Raw genomic sequence first — 15,421 nt, 5'->3', positions numbered from 1 at the left:
TCAACCGCGCGATCGGTACGGGGGTTCGAACAGTGTATGGCCGACCGAACCCCGATTTCGTGACACGGCGAAAACCCCGACGGAGTTCGGCGGGGGAACGATCCAGTCGGCATCCGCCCGCGGATCGCCAGGTCACCAGGAGCGCCCGTCATGCCCGAGATCCAGAAGGCGGCCGACCGGCCGACGCCCCCGCCCCCGGCGGCGAACGGCGTCGACCGGTTCCTCGGAATCACCGAACGGGGGTCCACCCTCGGCCGGGAGGCACGCGGCGGCTTCACCGCGTTCTTCACGACGGCCCACCTCCTCGTCCTGGACCCCCTCGTCCCGGGCAGCGCCGAGGACGAGTTCGGACACCGGCTCGACGCCGTCCAACTCGCCACCGTCACCGCCTTGGTGGCCGCCGTCATGACCGTGGTCACGGGTGTCGCCGGCGACCTCCCGCCGACGTCACGTCCCGGGGCCCGACCACACCGGCCCGGCCCGGCCGGCTCGTCGACACCCCCGGCTTCGGACTCGTCGGCCGCCTCAGCCCGTTCGGCGCGTCCGGCGAGCCCACCGCCGTCACGGTCGTCCTGCTCGTCCTCATCCTGGTCCCGTCCGGCTTCCTCGACACCATGGGCACCGCCATGGCGGCCGGACGCCCCGGCAGCGGGCCGCCCGCCGGAACGCCGACGCGCCCGCCGTCCGCCGTCCGCCCGGACGGTCCTCGGGGCCGGGTACGGCGGACAGGCGGCGATCGTGACGGCGCGCGGGAGCCCGCGCCTCCCCGAAGGCGCGGAGCGGGCGGCGGGGTGCACGGCGGGGCGGGGGCACGCGAGCGGGGCATGCCTCCCCGCTCGCGCGCGGACCGGCCCCGGCACATCGGGCGCGACGACGATCCGCCTCCGCCGCACGGGGGAGGGGCCCTCGTCCCCGGGGCTCAGCCCGCCGGATCAACGACCGGACGCGGGCGGCGGCGGAGGAGCCCTCGTCCCCGGGGCTCAGCCCTCCAGCACCAGGACGACCTCGTCGATCTCCGCACCGCGCGCCTGGGCGAACCCCGTGGCCCGCGCGGTCACCCGGAAGCCGCACTTCTCCAGGACGCGCCGGGAGCCGGCGTTGTCGTCCGCCGCGCGCGCGTACAGCGGGCGTTCGGGCACCTCGGCGAGGAGCGCCGCCAGCGCGGCCGTGGCGATGCCGCGCCCCCAGTGGGAGCGGTCCACCCAGTAGGTGACCTCGCGCTCGCCCGGTTCGCCGTAGACCGCCGCGCTGCCCACCACGTCGCCGTCGGCCAGGATGGCGCGCACCACGTCGGCGGAGGCGCGGATCCTTCTCCAGCGGGCGTCGAAGGCGTCCCGGTCGGCCGGGTCCTTCGGGGTGAACGCGGCCATCCGCAGGGACTCGGGGTCGTTCATCTGCCGGTAGAACACCGGCAGGTCGCTGTCGTGGACCGGGCGCAGGGCGATCTGCATGCCTCAGAGCCTACGCGTGGCCAGGGTCAGCCGGTCGCGCGCGTCGAACAGCGCGTCCTTCACCATCTGCTCGTGCGCGGGCGTCAGCCGGGCCACCGGCACCGAGCAGCTGATCGCGTCGCGCGCGGGGGTGCGGTACGGGATCGCGACGCCGAAGCAGCGCAGCCCCAGCGTGTTCTCCTCCCGGTCCACGGCGAAGCCCTGCTCGCGGATCTGGTGCAGCTCCTCGATGAGCTTCTCGCGGTCGGTGATGGTGTGCTCGGTCAGCGCGGGCAGCGTCTCGGGGAGCAGCTTGCGGACCTGTTCGTCGGTGCAGGTGCTCAGCAGCGCCTTGCCGAGGGAGGTGGAGTGGGCGGGCAGCCGGCGCCCGACGCGGGTGAAGGGGCGCAGGTAGTGCTGCGACTGGCGGGTGGCGAGGTACACCACGTTGGTGCCGTCCAGGCGCGCCAGGTGGATGGTCTCGGTGGTGTCGTCCGACAGCCGGTCCAGCGTGGGACGGGCGGCCGCGACCACCTCGTCGCCGTCGATGTAGGAGGTGCCGACCAGCAGCGCCCGTACGCCGATGCCGTACCGCGTGCCCGTCGCGTCCGTCTCCACCCAGCCCAGCTCCACCAGGGTGCGCAGCAGCATGTAGAGGCTGGACTTGGGATAGCCGACGGCCTCCTGGACCGACGCGAGGGAGTGCATTCCGGGGCGGCCGGCGAAGTATTCCAGCAGTTCAACCGTCCGCACCGCGGACTTGACCTGCGCCCCGCCCCCCGTCTCGCCAGCCGACATCGCCCTTGACCCCTTCGTTCGACGGGAAATAGTCTCCGACAGCATATTCATCATCAGAGACAGCGTTCAGTATATCGAACATCCCTGGTGGTGAGGTAAGGACAGCGGCATTGCGATGCGGCGACGAACGTGGAGGGACCCGCGGTGGCAGCAGCACCAGTCTGGAGTGTCGACCCCCGAACCGGGAAGCAGCGTGAACAGGTCGCGGTGGAGGCCACGGTCCAGGAGGTGGACTCCGTCGTCCGTGCCGCGCACGGCGCGCGCGCGGCCCTCGCCGACCGCGCCGTGCGCGCCGCCTTCCTGCGCGCCGCCGCGGACCGGCTGGAGGCGGCCAGGGACCAGCTCGTCGAGGTGGCCGACGCCGAGACCGCCCTCGGCCCGGTCCGGCTGACCGGCGAACTCGCCCGCACCTGCTACCAGCTGCGCGCCTTCGCCGACATCGTCGAGGAGGGCGCCTTCCTCGACGTCGTCGTCAACCACCCCGACGACACCGCGACCCCGCCCGTGCCCGACCTGCGCCGCTACAAGGTGCCGCTGGGCGTCGTCGCCGTGTACTCGGCGTCCAACTTCCCCTTCGCCTTCTCGGTCGCCGGCGGCGACACCGCGAGCGCGCTGGCCGCGGGCAACCCGGTCGTCGTCAAGTCCCACCCCGACCACCCGGGCCTGTCCGAGCTGGTCGCCAACGTGGTCCGCCGGGCCGCCGCCGAGCACGGCGTCCCCGGCGACGTGCTGGGCCTCGTGCACGGCTTCGAGGCGGGTGTCGAGCTGGTCAAGCACCCGCTGATCGCCGCCGCCGGCTTCACCGGATCCATCCGGGGCGGCCGCGCGCTGTTCGACGCGGCGGCCGCGCGGCCCGTGCCGATCCCCTTCCACGGCGAGCTGGGCTCGCTCAACCCGGTCGTGGTGACCGAGGCCGCCGCCGCCGAGCGCGCGGAGGCCATCGGGACCGGTCTCGCCGGCTCCATGACGCTGGGCGTCGGACAGTTCTGCGTGAAGCCGGGCCTGGTCCTCGTGCCCTCCGGCGCGGCCGGTGACGGCCTCGTCAAGTCCCTGACCGACGCGGTCAGCGACACCGACGCGGGCGTCCTGCTCGACCACCGCATGCGCGACAACTTCCTCGCCGGCGTCGCCGAGCGGGCGCAGCTGCCCGAGGTCGGGACGCCGGTCACCCCCGGGGCCGGCGGCGAGCACACCGTGAGCGCGGGCTTCCTGACGGTCGCGGCCGAGAAGCTCACCGCGGAAGGGGCCCACGACCTGCTCCTGGAGGAGTGCTTCGGCCCGGTGACCGTGGTGGCGCGCTACGACGACGACGAGCAGGCGCGGTCCGTCCTGTCGCGGCTGCCCGGCAACCTCACCGCGACCGTGCACCTGTCCGAGGAGGAGGCCGCCGGCCAGGGCCGCGGCGCCGAGATCCTCGCCGAACTCACCCCGCTCGCGGGCCGCGTGCTCGTGAACGGCTGGCCGACCGGTGTCGCCGTGGCCCCCGCGCAGCACCACGGCGGCCCCTACCCGGCGACCACCTCCACCTCCACCTCCGTGGGCGGCACGGCCATCGAGCGCTGGCTGCGTCCGGTCGCCTACCAGAACGCGCCCGAGGCTCTGCTGCCGCCGGAACTGCGCGACGACAACCCGCTCGGACTGCCGCGGCGCTTCAACAACCGCCTCGAACGCTGACCGCCACCGGGCGACGGCCCGGGCGACAGAAGGATCTGGAAAACTCGCCGCATGGACCTCGAACTGCCGGAACTTCCCTTCCCGTTGCGCACCTACGGGCCCGACGGACACTGGAGCCATGAGGACGGGGTCCTCACCGCATGGGCCGGTCCCCGCCAGGACCGGTTCGTGCCGCCCACCGCGGAGGCGCTGGACCCGGCCGGCGACGCGCCCCGGCTGCTGGGGTCGCCCGAGGGCGACTTCCAGCTCATCGCCCGGGTGACGGTCGGCTTCAACGGCACCTTCGACGCCGGGGTGCTCTACGTCCACGTCGGCGAACGGGCCTGGGCCAAGCTCTGCCTGGAGTACTCCCCGGACGTGCCCACCGTCTGCACGGTGGTCACCCGCGGCCACTCCGACGACGCCAACTCCTTCTCCGTGGAGGGCAGTTCGGTCTGGCTCCGGGTGAGCCGGACCGGCCGGGCGTTCGCCTTCCACGCCTCCCACGACGGCGAGCGGTGGATCTTCGTCCGGCTGTTCACGCTGGGCGACGAGACGGAGACGGGCGCGGCCCTGGTCGGCTTCATGGCGCAGGCGCCGATGGGGGAGGGGTGTGTCGTCACCTACGACCACCTGGAGTTCCGGCCGAAGTGGCCGGACGACCTCCGCGACGGGCCGTGCCGGGCGGGAATGAACCGAACCGTTTGAACGTTCACGCAGTCGCCGGAGGGAGTCTCCGCACCCGTACGACCTGGAGAGAGCCGAGACATGCGCGTCGAGATCTGGAGCGACATCGCCTGCCCGTGGTGCTACGTGGGCAAGGCCCGCTTCGAGAAGGCGCTCGACGCCTTCCCGCACCGTGACCAGGTCGAGGTCGTGCACCGCTCCTTCGAGCTGGACCCCGGCCGCGCGAAGGGCGACGTCCAGCCCGTGCTGATCATGCTCACCAGGAAGTACGGCATGAGCGAGGCCCAGGCCCAGGCCGGCGAGGACAACCTCGGCGCCCAGGCCGCCGCCGAGGGCCTCGACTACCGCACCCGCGGGCGCGACCACGGCAACACCTTCGACATGCACAGGCTGCTGCACCTGGCCAAGGCGCGGGGCCGCCAGGACGAGCTGATCCAGCTCCTGTACCGGGCCAACTTCGCCGAGGAGCGGTCCCTGTTCGACGGGGGCGACGAACGGCTCGTGGAACTGGCCGTCGAGGCCGGCCTCGACGCCGACGAGGCGCGCGCGGTCCTCGCCGATCCGGCCGCCTACGCCGACGAGGTCCGCGCCGACGAGCGCGAGGCCGCCGAGCTCGGCGCGAACGGCGTCCCCTTCTTCGTCCTCGACCGCGCCTACGGCGTCTCCGGTGCCCAGCCCGCCGAGGTCTTCGCCCAGGCCCTCACCCGGGCCTGGGGCGAGCGCTCCCCGCTCCGCCTCGTCGACCAGGGCGCGGCCGAGGCCTGCGGCCCGGACGGATGCGCGGTACCGCAGCACTGAGACGGGCGGTGCCGGAGCCGAAGGGGCTGCTCACGGCCGGTGTATAAGCGTCCCTTGGGGAGACCGGGCGGAAAATCGCCATGGACTTCGACTTCGCGGCACCGCACAGTGGGGTCATGGAGACCTTCGAGACCCTCGTCCGCACCGAGTTCGCCCCGAAGAACACCCACCTCAACACCGCGAGCAACGGCCTGCTGCCGGCCCGCACCGTCACCGCCCTGCACGAGGCGGCGCTGCTGCGCGCCGAAGGCAGGCCGCTGACCCCGCTGTACGAGGACGTGGAGGCCTGCCGCGCGGCCTACGCCCGGCTGGCCGGCGTCCCCGTGGGCCGGGTCGCGGCCGGCGCCTCGGTCGCCGCGCACACCGGCGTGATCGCCGCCTCCCTGCCGGCCGGCGCCGAGGTCCTCACCGTGGAGGACGACTTCACCTCGGTGCTGAACCCGTTCCACGTCCGCGGCGACCTCAAGGTCCGCGCGGTCCCGCTGGAACGGCTCGCCGAGGCGGTCCGCCCCGGCACCGCGCTCGTCGCGGTCAGCGCCGCCCAGTCCGCCGACGGACGGATCGCGGACCTGCCCGCCCTGCGCGAGGCGGCCCGCGCCCACGGAGCCCGCACCTACGTCGACTTCTCCCAGTCGGCCGGCTGGCTGCCGATGGACGCGGGCGCGTACGACTACTCCGTCTCCGTCTCCTTCAAGTGGCTGCTCGGCCCGCACGGGGCTGCCTTCCTCGTGGTGCCCGAGGACTTCGGCGGGCTCACACCGCTGCTGGCCGGCTGGGTCGCCGCCGAGGTGCCGTGGGACAGCTGCTACGGCCCGGTCGCCGAACCGGCCCGTTCGGCACGGCGGTTCGACCTGAGCCACGCCCTGTTCACCTACGCCGGGCTGCGCCGGTCCCTCGACCTGATCGAGGAACTCGGGGTCGCCGCCGTGCACGCCCACGACCTGGCCCTCGCCGACCGGTTCCGGGCCGGGCTCGCGACCCTCGGCCACGAGCCCGTGCCCGCACCCGGCTCGGCGATCGTCTCGGTGCCCGGTCTCGGCGTCCGCCAGCCGGAGCTGAGCCGGGCCGGCGTCGAGGTCTCCGACCGGGCGGGCAACCTGCGCGCGTCCTTCCACCTGTTCAACACGGCGGCGGACGTGGACCGGCTGCTGGACGTGCTGTCGGGCTGAGCACGCCCGAACGCCCGGCGGGCGGGTTCAGCGCACCGGAGTGAAGTCGCGGGCACCGATGAACTCGGGCCGCCGCACCGGCGCCGCGAACGGTTCCACCGCGGCGTTCTCCACGCTGTTGAACACGATGAAGACGTTGCTGCGCGGGAACGGCGTGATGTTGTCGCCGGACCCGTGCATGCAGTTGCAGTCGAACCAGGTCGCCGAACCGGCCCGCCCCGTGAACAGCCTGATGCCGTACGCCGACGCCATCTCGGTCAGCGCCTCGTCGGAGGGTGTGCCCGCGTCCTGCATCTGCAGCGACTGCTTGTAGTTGTCCTTCGGCGTGGCGCCGGCGCAGCCCAGGAACGTCTTGTGCGAACCCGGCATGATCATCAGACCGCCGTTGGTGTCGTGGTTCTCGGTCAGCGCGATCGACACCGACACCGTCCGCATCCGGGGCAGGCCGTCCTCGGCGTGCCAGGTCTCGAAGTCGGAGTGCCAGTAGAAGCCGGAGGCGCCGAAGCCGGGCTTGACGTTGATGCGCGACTGGTGGACGTACACGTCCGAGCCGAGGAGCTGGCGGGCCCGCCCGACGACCCGCTCGTCGCGCACCAGTCGGGCGAAGACCTCGCTGATCCGGTGCACCTCGAAGACGGACCGGATCTCCTTCGACTTCGGTTCGACGATCGACCGGTCGTCGTCCCGGATCGCCGGGTCGGCCACCAGCCGGTCCAGCTCCCGCTTGTGGACGGCGACCTCGTCGTCGGTCAGGAGCCGGTCGACGGTGGCGAAGCCGTCCCGCTCGAACGACTGGAGGTCGAGCGGTTCGAACGGGCCGGGCGCGTCCGGGGCGCCCCAGACGACCGGGTCCTGGCGGGGGACGGTCACCTCGGTGGCGCCGCGGCTGGGGTAGAGATCGGTGACGGTGGTGCCGGTGACGGTGGTCATGGGGACGTCACACCTCCTCGGGCTCGGTGAGCAGCGGGTAGACGCCGTCGTCGTCGTGGTCCTCCCGTCCCGTGACGGGCGGGTTGAACACGCAGATGCAGCGGAAGTCCTCCTTGACGCGGAGCGTGTGCCGCTCGTGCCCGTCGAGGAGGTACATGGTCCCGGGCGTGATGCTGTGCGTCAGCCCGCTCTCGTGGTCGGTGAGTTCGGCCGCGCCCTCCACGCAGACGACGGCCTCGACGTGGTTCGCGTACCACATCGACGTCTCGGTGCCGGCGTAGAGGACCGTCTCGTGCAGCGAGAAGCCGACCCTCTCCCTGGCGAGGACGATGCGCTTGCTCTCCCAGGTGCCGGACGCCGCCTTCACATGCCGGTCGGTGCCTTCGAGTTCCTTGAACGAACGGACGATCACGGTGGTGCGATACCTCCCGGGTAGGGATCGATGACGGCCTGACGGGTCGTCAGGCGGTTTCGCGGACGGCGCGGGCCAGGACGCTCATGCCCTCGTCCAGTTCCTCGGGCGTGACGGTGAGCGCCGGCAGCAGCTTGACGACCTCGCTCTCGGGTCCGGACGTCTCGATCAGGAGCCCGAGCTCGAAGGCGCGCCGCGCCACCCGCGCGGCCCGCCCCTTGTCGTGGAACTCCAGTCCCCACACCAGGCCGCGGCCCCGGTACTCCTTGACGTCGGCGAGGTTCTCCTCGGTGATCGAGACCAGCTCCCGCTCGACCTGCTCGCCGCGCTGCCGGGTCTGCTTCTCCATCGCCGACCCGTCGGCCCAGTAGGTCTCCAGCGCGGCGGCGGCGGTGACGAAGGCCGGGTTGTTGCCGCGGAAGGTGCCGTTGTGCTCGCCCGGCTCCCAGACGTCCAGCTCGGGCTTGAACAGGCACAGCGACATGGGCAGGCCGTAGCCGCTGATGGACTTGGACACGGTGACGATGTCGGGGGTGATGCCCGCCTCCTCGAACGAGAAGAAGGCACCGGTGCGTCCGCACCCCATCTGGATGTCGTCGACGATCAGCAGCATGTCCTGCCGCTCGCACAGCCCGGCCAGCGCCCGCAGCCACTCCGGGCGGGCCACGTTGATGCCGCCCTCGCCCTGCACGGTCTCGACGATCACGGCGGCCGGCTTGTTGAGTCCGGAGCCCTGGTCCTCCAGGAGCCGCTCGAACCACAGGAAGTCCGGCACCTGGCCGTCGAAGTAGTTGTCGAAGGGCATCGGCGTGCCGTGCACCAGCGGGACGCCCGCGCCGGCCCGCTTGAAGGCGTTGCCGGTGACGGCGAGCGAGCCCAGCGACATGCCGTGGAAGGCGTTGGTGAACGACACGATCGCCTCGCGCCCCTTCACCTTCCGCGCCAGCTTCAGCGCCGACTCCACCGCGTTGGTGCCCGTCGGGCCCGGGAACATGACCTTGTACGGCAGGTCGCGCGGCCGCAGCACCAGGTCCTGGAAGGTCTGCAGGAAGGTCCGCTTGGCGACGGTGGACATGTCGAGCGCGTGCGTGACGCCGTCGCGCATCAGGTAGTCGATCAACGCCCGTTTCAGCACCGGGTTGTTGTGCCCGTAGTTGAGCGACCCGGCACCGGCGAAGAAGTCGAGGTAGGAGTGCCCGTCCTCGTCGTGCATGCGGCTGCCCTGCGCCCGGTCGAAGACGACGGGCCAGCCGCGGCAGTAGCTGCGCACCTCCGACTCGAGGGTCTCGAACACGCTGAGGTCGGGCTGGGTGATGGTCACGGCGAAACGCTCCTCGGTGCGGTGGGGGAGTCGTGCGGGTGGTCGTGCGTGGCCGGCGACGGGCGTCCCGTGCGGCCGGGGGTGGCTCAGACGGAGGCCAGCGGGCCGATGCGGTACAGGACCTCACTGTCGTGGGGGCCGTCCGGGAACAGGTCGGTGCCGAAGAGGACCTCGCGCGTGACGTCCGCGCCGTGCCGGGCGGCGTAGGAGGTGAACAGCCGCTCGGAGGCGGTGTTGCCCGGGGCGATGGTGGTCTCGACGGTGGTGAGGGGGCGCTCGGCGGCCACCCGGGCGGTCAGCGCGTCGAGCAGCGCGGCGGCCAGGCCGCGGCCGCGGTACGCGTCGTCGACCGCCACCTGCCAGACGAGCAGCGTCCGCGGCGCCCCGGGGCGGACGTACCCGGTGACGAACCCGACCGGTCCGCCGTCCTCTGCGCGCGCCACCGCGGAGGTGTCGGCGAAGTCCCGGCACCACAGCAGATAGCTGTAGGAGGAGTTCAGGTCGAGGGTCCCGGATTCTTTCGCGATACGCCAGAGAGCGGCCCCGTCCGCCACCGAAGGGCGGTCGATCCGCAGGTCTGCTTGTGTGGCAGTCATGCGGATTGAACTTACCGAGGGGCATGGAAAAATTCATGGAGAGGTCGCGTCGATTCGGTGTCACCCCCGTGGACACCTTCTGTTATGACCCCTTATGTGCCGGGCGTACCGGGACATAAGGGGGTTCGTGTGGAATGCGTCACGCGCCCTTGGTGTGCTCGAGAAATACCCGGGTTTGATCTCCTGGAATTCGGGCAGAAGAACTCGGGAAAACCATTCGGGGAAAAGGCTGGGAAAAGGCTCTGCGGGAAACTGCGAGAAACTTCGGAAAAGGGTGGCAATTTTCTGGATTCGGGATCCGGCGATTCCTTTGATGATTCCGTCGATCCGCTGCCGCGGGAATGTCCGCATGGCCGTCGTGCCGCGCGGAATCCCCGGCGTGGCTGATCGGCGGCCGGCGCGGACCGACCCGCGCGCCGGTCACCGGTCCGTCGGCGGCCCGCCGGTGGTCCGACCGGTGCCGTCCGGGCCCGCGCGTGGGCCTCGGGGGTGCGTGGCGCGGTGCGTGGCGCGCGGCGCGGGTCGAGCCGGCCGCGACCCGCCCGTCGCCGGGCACGGCCCGCAGGATCGCCGGTCGCCGGTCCCTGGTCCCTGGTCGCCGGAGGGCGGGGCCGGTCGGGAAGGGCGGCCGTGCCGCGGGCGCGGCGGGCGCCGTCGACGGCCCGGTCAGGGGCGCGCCTCGGCCGGTCTCACCGCCAGGCGCGCTCCGCGGCGCGCAGCGCGCCCGTCAGGTCCACGTCCAGGCCCCTCTCCGCGAGCGCCGCGCCCAGGGCCGTGAGGGAGCCGCGGACCGCGCCCGGCGTCGCGTCCGCCCCGTAGTGGTTGACCCGGATCATCTCCCCGGCCAGCGCGCCCCCGCCCGCGGCCAGCGGCACCGCGGGGTCGCTCGCCAGCGCCCGCGCCACCAGCTCCGAGGCCACGACGCCCGACGGCGTCCTGAGCGTCGTGGCGACGGGCGCCGCCTCGCGCGCCTCGCGCACGTACGGCTCCAGGCCGCCCCCCAGGGCCAGCGCCCCCGCGCGGGTCGCGGCGGCGGCGGACGCGTGCCGGGCCATCACGGTCTCCAGGCCCTCCGCCTCGATCCGCTCCACACACGCCTCGAGCGCCAGCATCTCCAGCTGTGCCGGCGCGTGCAGCAGGGCCTTGCGGCCGCCGTCGACCCACCGCTCCTTCCAGTCCAGCAGCGACAGGTAGGAGCGGCGCGGCGCCCGCGGGTTGGCGGCCATCCGGGCCCATGCCCGCTCGCTCACCGACACCGCCGACACGCCCGCCGGCCCGCCCATCGCCTTCTGCGCGCCGATCACGCACAGGTCCACGCCCCAGGCGTCCGGCAGCACCGGCTCGGCGCCCACGGAGGCCACGGCGTCCAGGTAGAACAGCGCGCCGTGCTCCTTGACGACCTCGCCGATCTCCGCGACCGGGTTGGTGTTGCCGGTGGCCGCCTCGGCGTGCACCAGCGACACGAAGTCGATCCCCGGGTGCTCGGCGAAGGCCGCGCGGATCTGCTCGGCGGTGACCGCCGTGTGGAAGGGCACCGCGAGGTCGATCACGGTGGCGCCGCAGTCGCGCAGCCAGTCGCCGAAGGTCTGCCCGTACGGGCCGGTGATCACGTTCAGCGCGGTCGTGCCCGGCCCCGCCGTCCCGCGGATCGCGCCCTCCAGCGGCAGCAACGCCTCGCCCTGCGTGATCACGACGTCCTGCCGGGTGTCCAGCAGCCGTGCCACCCGGTCCTCCACGGAGGCGAACCGGGCGGCGGTCAGCGGAGCGAGATCCAGGAAGGGGTGCGTCACGGCGGTGCTCTCTTCACTCACGGGGTAATGGTGACGAGAGTAACCGGAGTGACCCCCACCCCCCGGACCGGCGACTTCGCAGGCCGAAGGACCCGGCTGTCAAGGGTTTGGTTTGAGAGCCTCAAACTTCTCCTTATAATCGGAACTCACCGTTCTCCCACAGGAAGGCCCGCCGTGAACACGCTCCTCGGGCGTCGCACCCGTGTCCTGGCCGCCACCACCGCTGCCGCCGGCCTCATGCTCGTGGCCGCCTGCACCTCCAGCGACGACGGCGGCAGCGGCTCCAAGACCGCGGCGGGCGGCGTGGAGCTGGTCAAGGCGGGGAAGCTCACCACCTGCACCCACCTGCCCTATCCGCCGTTCCAGTCGGAGATCGACGGCAAGGTGCAGGGCTTCGACGTCTCCCTCATCGACCTCGTCGCCAAGGACCTGGGCGTCGAGCAGGCGATCCTCGACACGCCGTTCGAGAACTTCAAGACCGGCGCCTTCCTCAACTCCGGCGAGTGCGACCTGGCCGCGGCCGGCATGACCATCACTGAGGAGCGCAAGAAGAACGTCGACTTCTCCGACCCCTACTTCGACGCCACGCAGGCCGTCCTGGTCGCCAAGGACGCCGGGGTGGACTCCCTCGCCGACATCAAGTCCAAGAACGTCAAGCTCGGCGCGCAGGCGCAGACCACCGGCGAGGACTACGTGACGAAGCAGGGCTTCGACCCGGTCTCCTTCGAGTCCTCCGACGCCGTCCTCAACGGCCTGCGCACCGGCCAGGTCAAGGCCGTCGTCATCGACTACCCGGTCGTCCAGGGCTGGCTGAAGGACAAGGCCACCGCGGACGCCTTCGAGGTCGTCGACAACCTCAACACCGGTGAGCAGTACGGCTTCACGGTGAAGAAGGGCAACACGAAGCTGGCCGAGGCCATCAACAAGGCGATCGCCGACGCCAAGGCCGACGGCACGTACAAGAAGCTCTACGAGCAGTGGATCGGCCCGTACGACACCTCCGCGGCCTCCCCGTCCGCCTCATGAGCGACGCCACGAAGCTCGAGGTCCCCCGGCGCAAGGGCCTGACCCGGACCCAGAAGCGCAGGCTGTCGCGCGGTGTCCAGTACGTCGTCTTCGTCGCCGCCCTGGTCGCGTTCGCGCTCTCGGCGGACTGGGGCCGGCTGAAGAACCAGTTCGCGCAGGCGGACATCGCCGAGAAGATGTTCCCGGACGTCATCACGCTGGCGCTGAAGAACACCGTGCTCTACACGCTGTCCGGCTTCCTCGTCGGGCTGGCCCTCGGCATGGTCATCGCGCTGATGCGGCTGTCCTCCGTCGGCCCCTACCGCTGGCTCGCCGGGATCTACATCGAGATCTTCCGCGGTCTGCCCGCCCTGCTGATCTTCATCTTCATCGGCGTCGCCGTGCCCCTGGCCTTCCCCGGCACGGAGATCGTCGGCGGCACGTACGGCAAGGTCGCCCTGGCCCTCGGCCTGGTGGCGGCGGCGTACATGGCGGAGACCATCCGCGCGGGCATCCAGGCGGTGCCCAAGGGGCAGATGGAGGCGGCCCGCTCGCTCGGCTTCTCGCCCGCCCGCGCGATGGTCTCGATCATCATCCCGCAGGCCTTCCGCATCATCCTCCCGCCGCTCACCAACGAGCTGGTCCTGCTGTTCAAGGACTCCTCGCTGGTGCTGTTCCTCGGCGTGACCCTGGAGGAGCGCGAACTGTCCAAGTACGGCCGCGACCTGGCCAGCACCACCGCCAACTCCACCCCCATCCTCGTCGCCGGCCTGTGCTACCTGCTGGTGACGATCCCGCTCGGCTTCGTCGTGCGCCGCATGGAGGCCAAGGCCCAGGAGGCCGTGCGATGAGCCGACCGGAGATCGAGGTCCGCGCCCTGCACAAGTCGTTCGGCGACAACGAGGTGCTGCGCGGCATCGACCTGGAGATCGGCCAGGGCGAGGTCGTGTGCGTCATCGGCCCGTCCGGCTCGGGCAAGTCGACCCTGCTGCGCTGCGTGAACCTCCTGGAGGAGCCCACCCGGGGCCAGGTGGTCGTCGGCGGCGTCGAGCTGACCGACCCCGACGTCGACATCGACGCCGCCCGCCGCCGCATCGGCATGGTCTTCCAGCAGTTCAACCTCTTCCCGCACCTGACGGTGACCGAGAACCTGACGCTCCCGCAGCGCCGGGTCCTGCGGCGCGGCAAGGCGGAGGCGGCCGCGGTCGCCGCCGAGAACCTGGAGCGGGTCGGCCTGTCGGAGAAGGCGGGCGCCTACCCCTCGTCCCTCTCCGGCGGCCAGCAGCAGCGCGTGGCCATCGCCCGCGCGCTGGCGATGGGCCCCCAGGTGATGCTGTTCGACGAACCCACGTCGGCGCTCGACCCCGAACTGGTCGGCGACGTCCTCGCGGTCATGCGCATGCTCGCCAACGAGGGCATGACCATGATGGTCGTCACCCACGAGATGACCTTCGCCCGCGAGGTCGCCGACCGGGTCGTCTTCATGGACGGCGGAGTGATCGTCGAGGACGGCGCCCCCGCGCAGGTCATCGGCGCCCCCCGCCACGAACGCACCCGCCACTTCCTCTCCCGCCTCCTCGACCCGGCGATGGCCGACGTGGAGGAGGAGACCTCGGACCAGGTGGGCGGCGGCGCCTGACCCCGGGCGGGCGGCGACGCCTGGCTAAGGTGCCGTGCATGAGCGACGACACGGTGCTGCACGTGAAGGGCAGGGTCCTCGCCGGACCGGGCGAGGACCAGGTCCGCGACGAACTGTGGGTGATCGGCGGGAGGGTCTCCTACGACCGTCCCGCCGCCGCCCGTGACATCCGCACGGTGACCGGCTGGGCCCTGCCCGGCCTGGTCGACGCCCACTGCCACGTCGGCCTCGGCGCCCACGGGCCGGTCGACGCCGGCGCCGCCGAGAAGCAGGCGCTCACCGACCGCGACGCGGGGACCCTGCTGATCCGGGACGCCGGCTCCCCCTCCGACACCCGCTGGGTCGACGACCGCGAGGACCTCCCGAAGATCATCAGGGCGGGCCGGCACATCGCCCGGACCCGCCGCTACCTCCGCGGCTACGCCCACGAGATCGAGCCGGCCGACCTCGTCGCCCACGTCGGCCGGGAGGCCCGGCGCGGCGACGGCTGGGTGAAACTGGTCGGCGACTGGATCGACCGGGAGGCGGGCGACCTGACGCCGTGCTGGCCGCGGGACGCCGTGGAGGCCGCGATCGCCGAGGCGCACCGCCTGGGCGCCCGGGTGACGGCGCACTGCTTCGCCGAGTCGTCCCTGCGCGATCTGGTCGAGTCGGGCATCGACTGCGTCGAACACGCCACGGGCCTCACCGACGACCTCGTCCCCCTGTTCGCCTCCCGCGGCGTCGCGATCGTCCCGACCCTGGTGAACATCGCGACGTTCCCGCGGCTCGCGGCCGGCGGCGAGACCAAGTACCCCGTCTGGTCCGCCCACATGCGACGCCTCCACGCCCGCCGCTACGACACCGTCCGCAACGCCCACGACGCCGGCATCCCGGTCTTCGTCGGCACCGACGCGGGCGGCTCCCTGCCGCACGGCCTGGTCGCCGCCGAGGTGGCGGAACTGGTGAAGGCGGGCATCCCCGCGGTGGCGGCCCTGGCCGCGGCGACCTGGTCCGCCCGCGACTGGCTCGGCCGCCCCGCCCTGACCGAGGGCGCCCCGGCCGACCTGGTCGTCTACGCGCAGGACCCGCGCACGGACGTCCGCGTGCTCGGGACGCCGGAGCGGATCGTGCTGAACGGGCGGATCGTGGGCTGAACCCGTCAGGGACGGGACGCGCAGGGGCGGCGGGGGGCGGAACACCCCCGCCGCCGG

The 15,421-nt window shown here is 72.4% G+C and carries 15 protein-coding genes and 1 pseudogene; 9 read left to right on the top strand and 7 right to left on the bottom strand.

Annotated elements, in window-relative coordinates; translation table 11 throughout:
• Nucleotides 1-150 precede the first annotated feature (150 nt).
• Nucleotides 151-441 (top strand): annotated as a pseudogene (locus tag ACZ5FU_RS23225) (NCS2 family permease); the annotation flags it as partial.
• Between the two features lie 539 nt (nucleotides 442-980).
• Here the strand turns inward: ACZ5FU_RS23225 and ACZ5FU_RS23220 are convergent.
• Together ACZ5FU_RS23220 and ACZ5FU_RS23215 are read right to left on the bottom strand one after the other, a co-directional pair.
• Entirely contained in the window at nucleotides 981-1,451 is a 471-nt protein-coding gene (locus ACZ5FU_RS23220) for a GNAT family N-acetyltransferase (protein ID WP_451528005.1), read from the bottom strand.
• Nucleotides 1,452-1,454: 3 nt separating this feature from the next.
• Nucleotides 1,455-2,228 (bottom strand): IclR family transcriptional regulator, encoded by a 774-nt coding sequence (locus tag ACZ5FU_RS23215; protein ID WP_451528006.1) that lies wholly within the window; start codon nucleotides 2,226-2,228, stop codon nucleotides 1,455-1,457.
• 144 nt (nucleotides 2,229-2,372) lie between these two features.
• Here ACZ5FU_RS23215 and ACZ5FU_RS23210 point away from each other — a divergent pair, with 144 nt between their 5' ends.
• The 4 genes from ACZ5FU_RS23210 to ACZ5FU_RS23195 all read left to right on the top strand — a co-directional run bounded on the left by ACZ5FU_RS23210 (nucleotide 2,373) and on the right by ACZ5FU_RS23195 (nucleotide 6,535).
• A complete protein-coding gene (locus ACZ5FU_RS23210) occupies nucleotides 2,373-3,902 on the top strand; it encodes an aldehyde dehydrogenase (NADP(+)) (RefSeq protein ID WP_451528007.1) in 1,530 nt (509 codons plus the stop codon).
• A 51-nt stretch (nucleotides 3,903-3,953) separates the two neighbouring features.
• Entirely contained in the window at nucleotides 3,954-4,589 is a 636-nt protein-coding gene (locus ACZ5FU_RS23205) for a DUF1349 domain-containing protein (RefSeq protein ID WP_469046536.1), read from the top strand.
• 60 nt (nucleotides 4,590-4,649) lie between these two features.
• Complete coding sequence (locus ACZ5FU_RS23200; RefSeq protein WP_469046534.1) at nucleotides 4,650-5,366, top strand: DsbA family oxidoreductase; 717 nt, start codon at nucleotides 4,650-4,652, stop codon at nucleotides 5,364-5,366.
• A 116-nt stretch (nucleotides 5,367-5,482) separates the two neighbouring features.
• Nucleotides 5,483-6,535: an aminotransferase class V-fold PLP-dependent enzyme gene (locus ACZ5FU_RS23195; RefSeq protein ID WP_451528082.1), complete on the top strand. Its 1,053-nt coding sequence runs from the start codon at nucleotides 5,483-5,485 to the stop codon at nucleotides 6,533-6,535.
• Nucleotides 6,536-6,562: 27 nt separating this feature from the next.
• Here the strand turns inward: ACZ5FU_RS23195 and thpD are convergent, their stop codons facing one another.
• From thpD to ACZ5FU_RS23170, 5 genes are all read right to left on the bottom strand, one after another.
• Complete coding sequence (gene thpD / locus ACZ5FU_RS23190; RefSeq protein WP_469046532.1) at nucleotides 6,563-7,465, bottom strand: ectoine hydroxylase; 903 nt, start codon at nucleotides 7,463-7,465, stop codon at nucleotides 6,563-6,565.
• Nucleotides 7,466-7,472: 7 nt separating this feature from the next.
• Nucleotides 7,473-7,877 (bottom strand): ectoine synthase, encoded by a 405-nt coding sequence (locus ACZ5FU_RS23185; protein ID WP_451528011.1) that lies wholly within the window; start codon nucleotides 7,875-7,877, stop codon nucleotides 7,473-7,475.
• A gap of 49 nt (nucleotides 7,878-7,926) precedes the next feature.
• On the bottom strand, nucleotides 7,927-9,198 hold the full coding sequence (gene ectB, locus ACZ5FU_RS23180; protein WP_451528012.1) for a diaminobutyrate--2-oxoglutarate transaminase: 1,272 nt from the start codon (nucleotides 9,196-9,198) through the stop codon (nucleotides 7,927-7,929).
• A gap of 86 nt (nucleotides 9,199-9,284) precedes the next feature.
• On the bottom strand, nucleotides 9,285-9,794 hold the full coding sequence (gene ectA, locus ACZ5FU_RS23175; protein WP_469046530.1) for a diaminobutyrate acetyltransferase: 510 nt from the start codon (nucleotides 9,792-9,794) through the stop codon (nucleotides 9,285-9,287).
• 689 nt (nucleotides 9,795-10,483) lie between these two features.
• Nucleotides 10,484-11,584, bottom strand: coding sequence for a pyridoxal-phosphate-dependent aminotransferase family protein (locus tag ACZ5FU_RS23170; RefSeq protein ID WP_468646787.1), 1,101 nt, complete (start codon nucleotides 11,582-11,584; stop codon nucleotides 10,484-10,486).
• Between the two features lie 174 nt (nucleotides 11,585-11,758).
• On the opposite strand from ACZ5FU_RS23170, the gene ACZ5FU_RS23165 reads away from it, so the two are divergent.
• From ACZ5FU_RS23165 to ACZ5FU_RS23150, 4 genes are read left to right on the top strand one after another with little or no spacing between them, the layout of a single operon-like run.
• Entirely contained in the window at nucleotides 11,759-12,610 is an 852-nt protein-coding gene (locus ACZ5FU_RS23165; protein WP_451528014.1) for a transporter substrate-binding domain-containing protein, read from the top strand.
• Complete coding sequence (locus ACZ5FU_RS23160; RefSeq protein ID WP_451528015.1) at nucleotides 12,607-13,440, top strand: amino acid ABC transporter permease; 834 nt, start codon at nucleotides 12,607-12,609, stop codon at nucleotides 13,438-13,440. Before ACZ5FU_RS23165 ends, ACZ5FU_RS23160 begins: the two co-directional genes overlap by 4 nt.
• Nucleotides 13,437-14,228: an amino acid ABC transporter ATP-binding protein gene (locus ACZ5FU_RS23155; RefSeq protein WP_469046528.1), complete on the top strand. Its 792-nt coding sequence runs from the start codon at nucleotides 13,437-13,439 to the stop codon at nucleotides 14,226-14,228. Before ACZ5FU_RS23160 ends, ACZ5FU_RS23155 begins: the two co-directional genes overlap by 4 nt.
• Before the next feature lie 38 nt (nucleotides 14,229-14,266).
• Nucleotides 14,267-15,364 carry an amidohydrolase family protein gene (locus tag ACZ5FU_RS23150; RefSeq protein ID WP_469046526.1) on the top strand — a complete coding sequence of 366 codons (1,098 nt, stop codon included), beginning with the start codon at nucleotides 14,267-14,269 and terminating at the stop codon, nucleotides 15,362-15,364.
• The last annotated feature ends 57 nt before the right edge of the window (nucleotides 15,365-15,421 follow it).

The organism is Streptomyces sp. NPDC031554, assembly GCF_055580685.1.
This window is presented reverse-complemented; position numbering and strand designations above follow the sequence as displayed.

What these genes read in the sequence shown, in the direction of transcription:
- ACZ5FU_RS23220 (WP_451528005.1), bottom strand. Translation starts at nt 1,451, where the DNA reads ATGCAGATCGCCCTGCGCCCGGTCCACGACAGCGACCTGCCGGTGTTC.
- ACZ5FU_RS23215 (WP_451528006.1), bottom strand. Translation starts at nt 2,228, where the DNA reads ATGTCGGCTGGCGAGACGGGGGGCGGGGCGCAGGTCAAGTCCGCGGTG.
- ACZ5FU_RS23205 (WP_469046536.1), top strand. Translation starts at nt 3,954, where the DNA reads ATGGACCTCGAACTGCCGGAACTTCCCTTCCCGTTGCGCACCTACGGG.
- ACZ5FU_RS23200 (WP_469046534.1), top strand. Translation starts at nt 4,650, where the DNA reads ATGCGCGTCGAGATCTGGAGCGACATCGCCTGCCCGTGGTGCTACGTG.
- ACZ5FU_RS23195 (WP_451528082.1), top strand. Translation starts at nt 5,483, where the DNA reads ATGGAGACCTTCGAGACCCTCGTCCGCACCGAGTTCGCCCCGAAGAAC.
- thpD (WP_469046532.1), bottom strand. Translation starts at nt 7,465, where the DNA reads ATGACCACCGTCACCGGCACCACCGTCACCGATCTCTACCCCAGCCGC.
- ectA (WP_469046530.1), bottom strand. Translation starts at nt 9,794, where the DNA reads ATGACTGCCACACAAGCAGACCTGCGGATCGACCGCCCTTCGGTGGCG.
- ACZ5FU_RS23160 (WP_451528015.1), top strand. Translation starts at nt 12,607, where the DNA reads ATGAGCGACGCCACGAAGCTCGAGGTCCCCCGGCGCAAGGGCCTGACC.
- ACZ5FU_RS23155 (WP_469046528.1), top strand. Translation starts at nt 13,437, where the DNA reads ATGAGCCGACCGGAGATCGAGGTCCGCGCCCTGCACAAGTCGTTCGGC.
- ACZ5FU_RS23150 (WP_469046526.1), top strand. Translation starts at nt 14,267, where the DNA reads ATGAGCGACGACACGGTGCTGCACGTGAAGGGCAGGGTCCTCGCCGGA.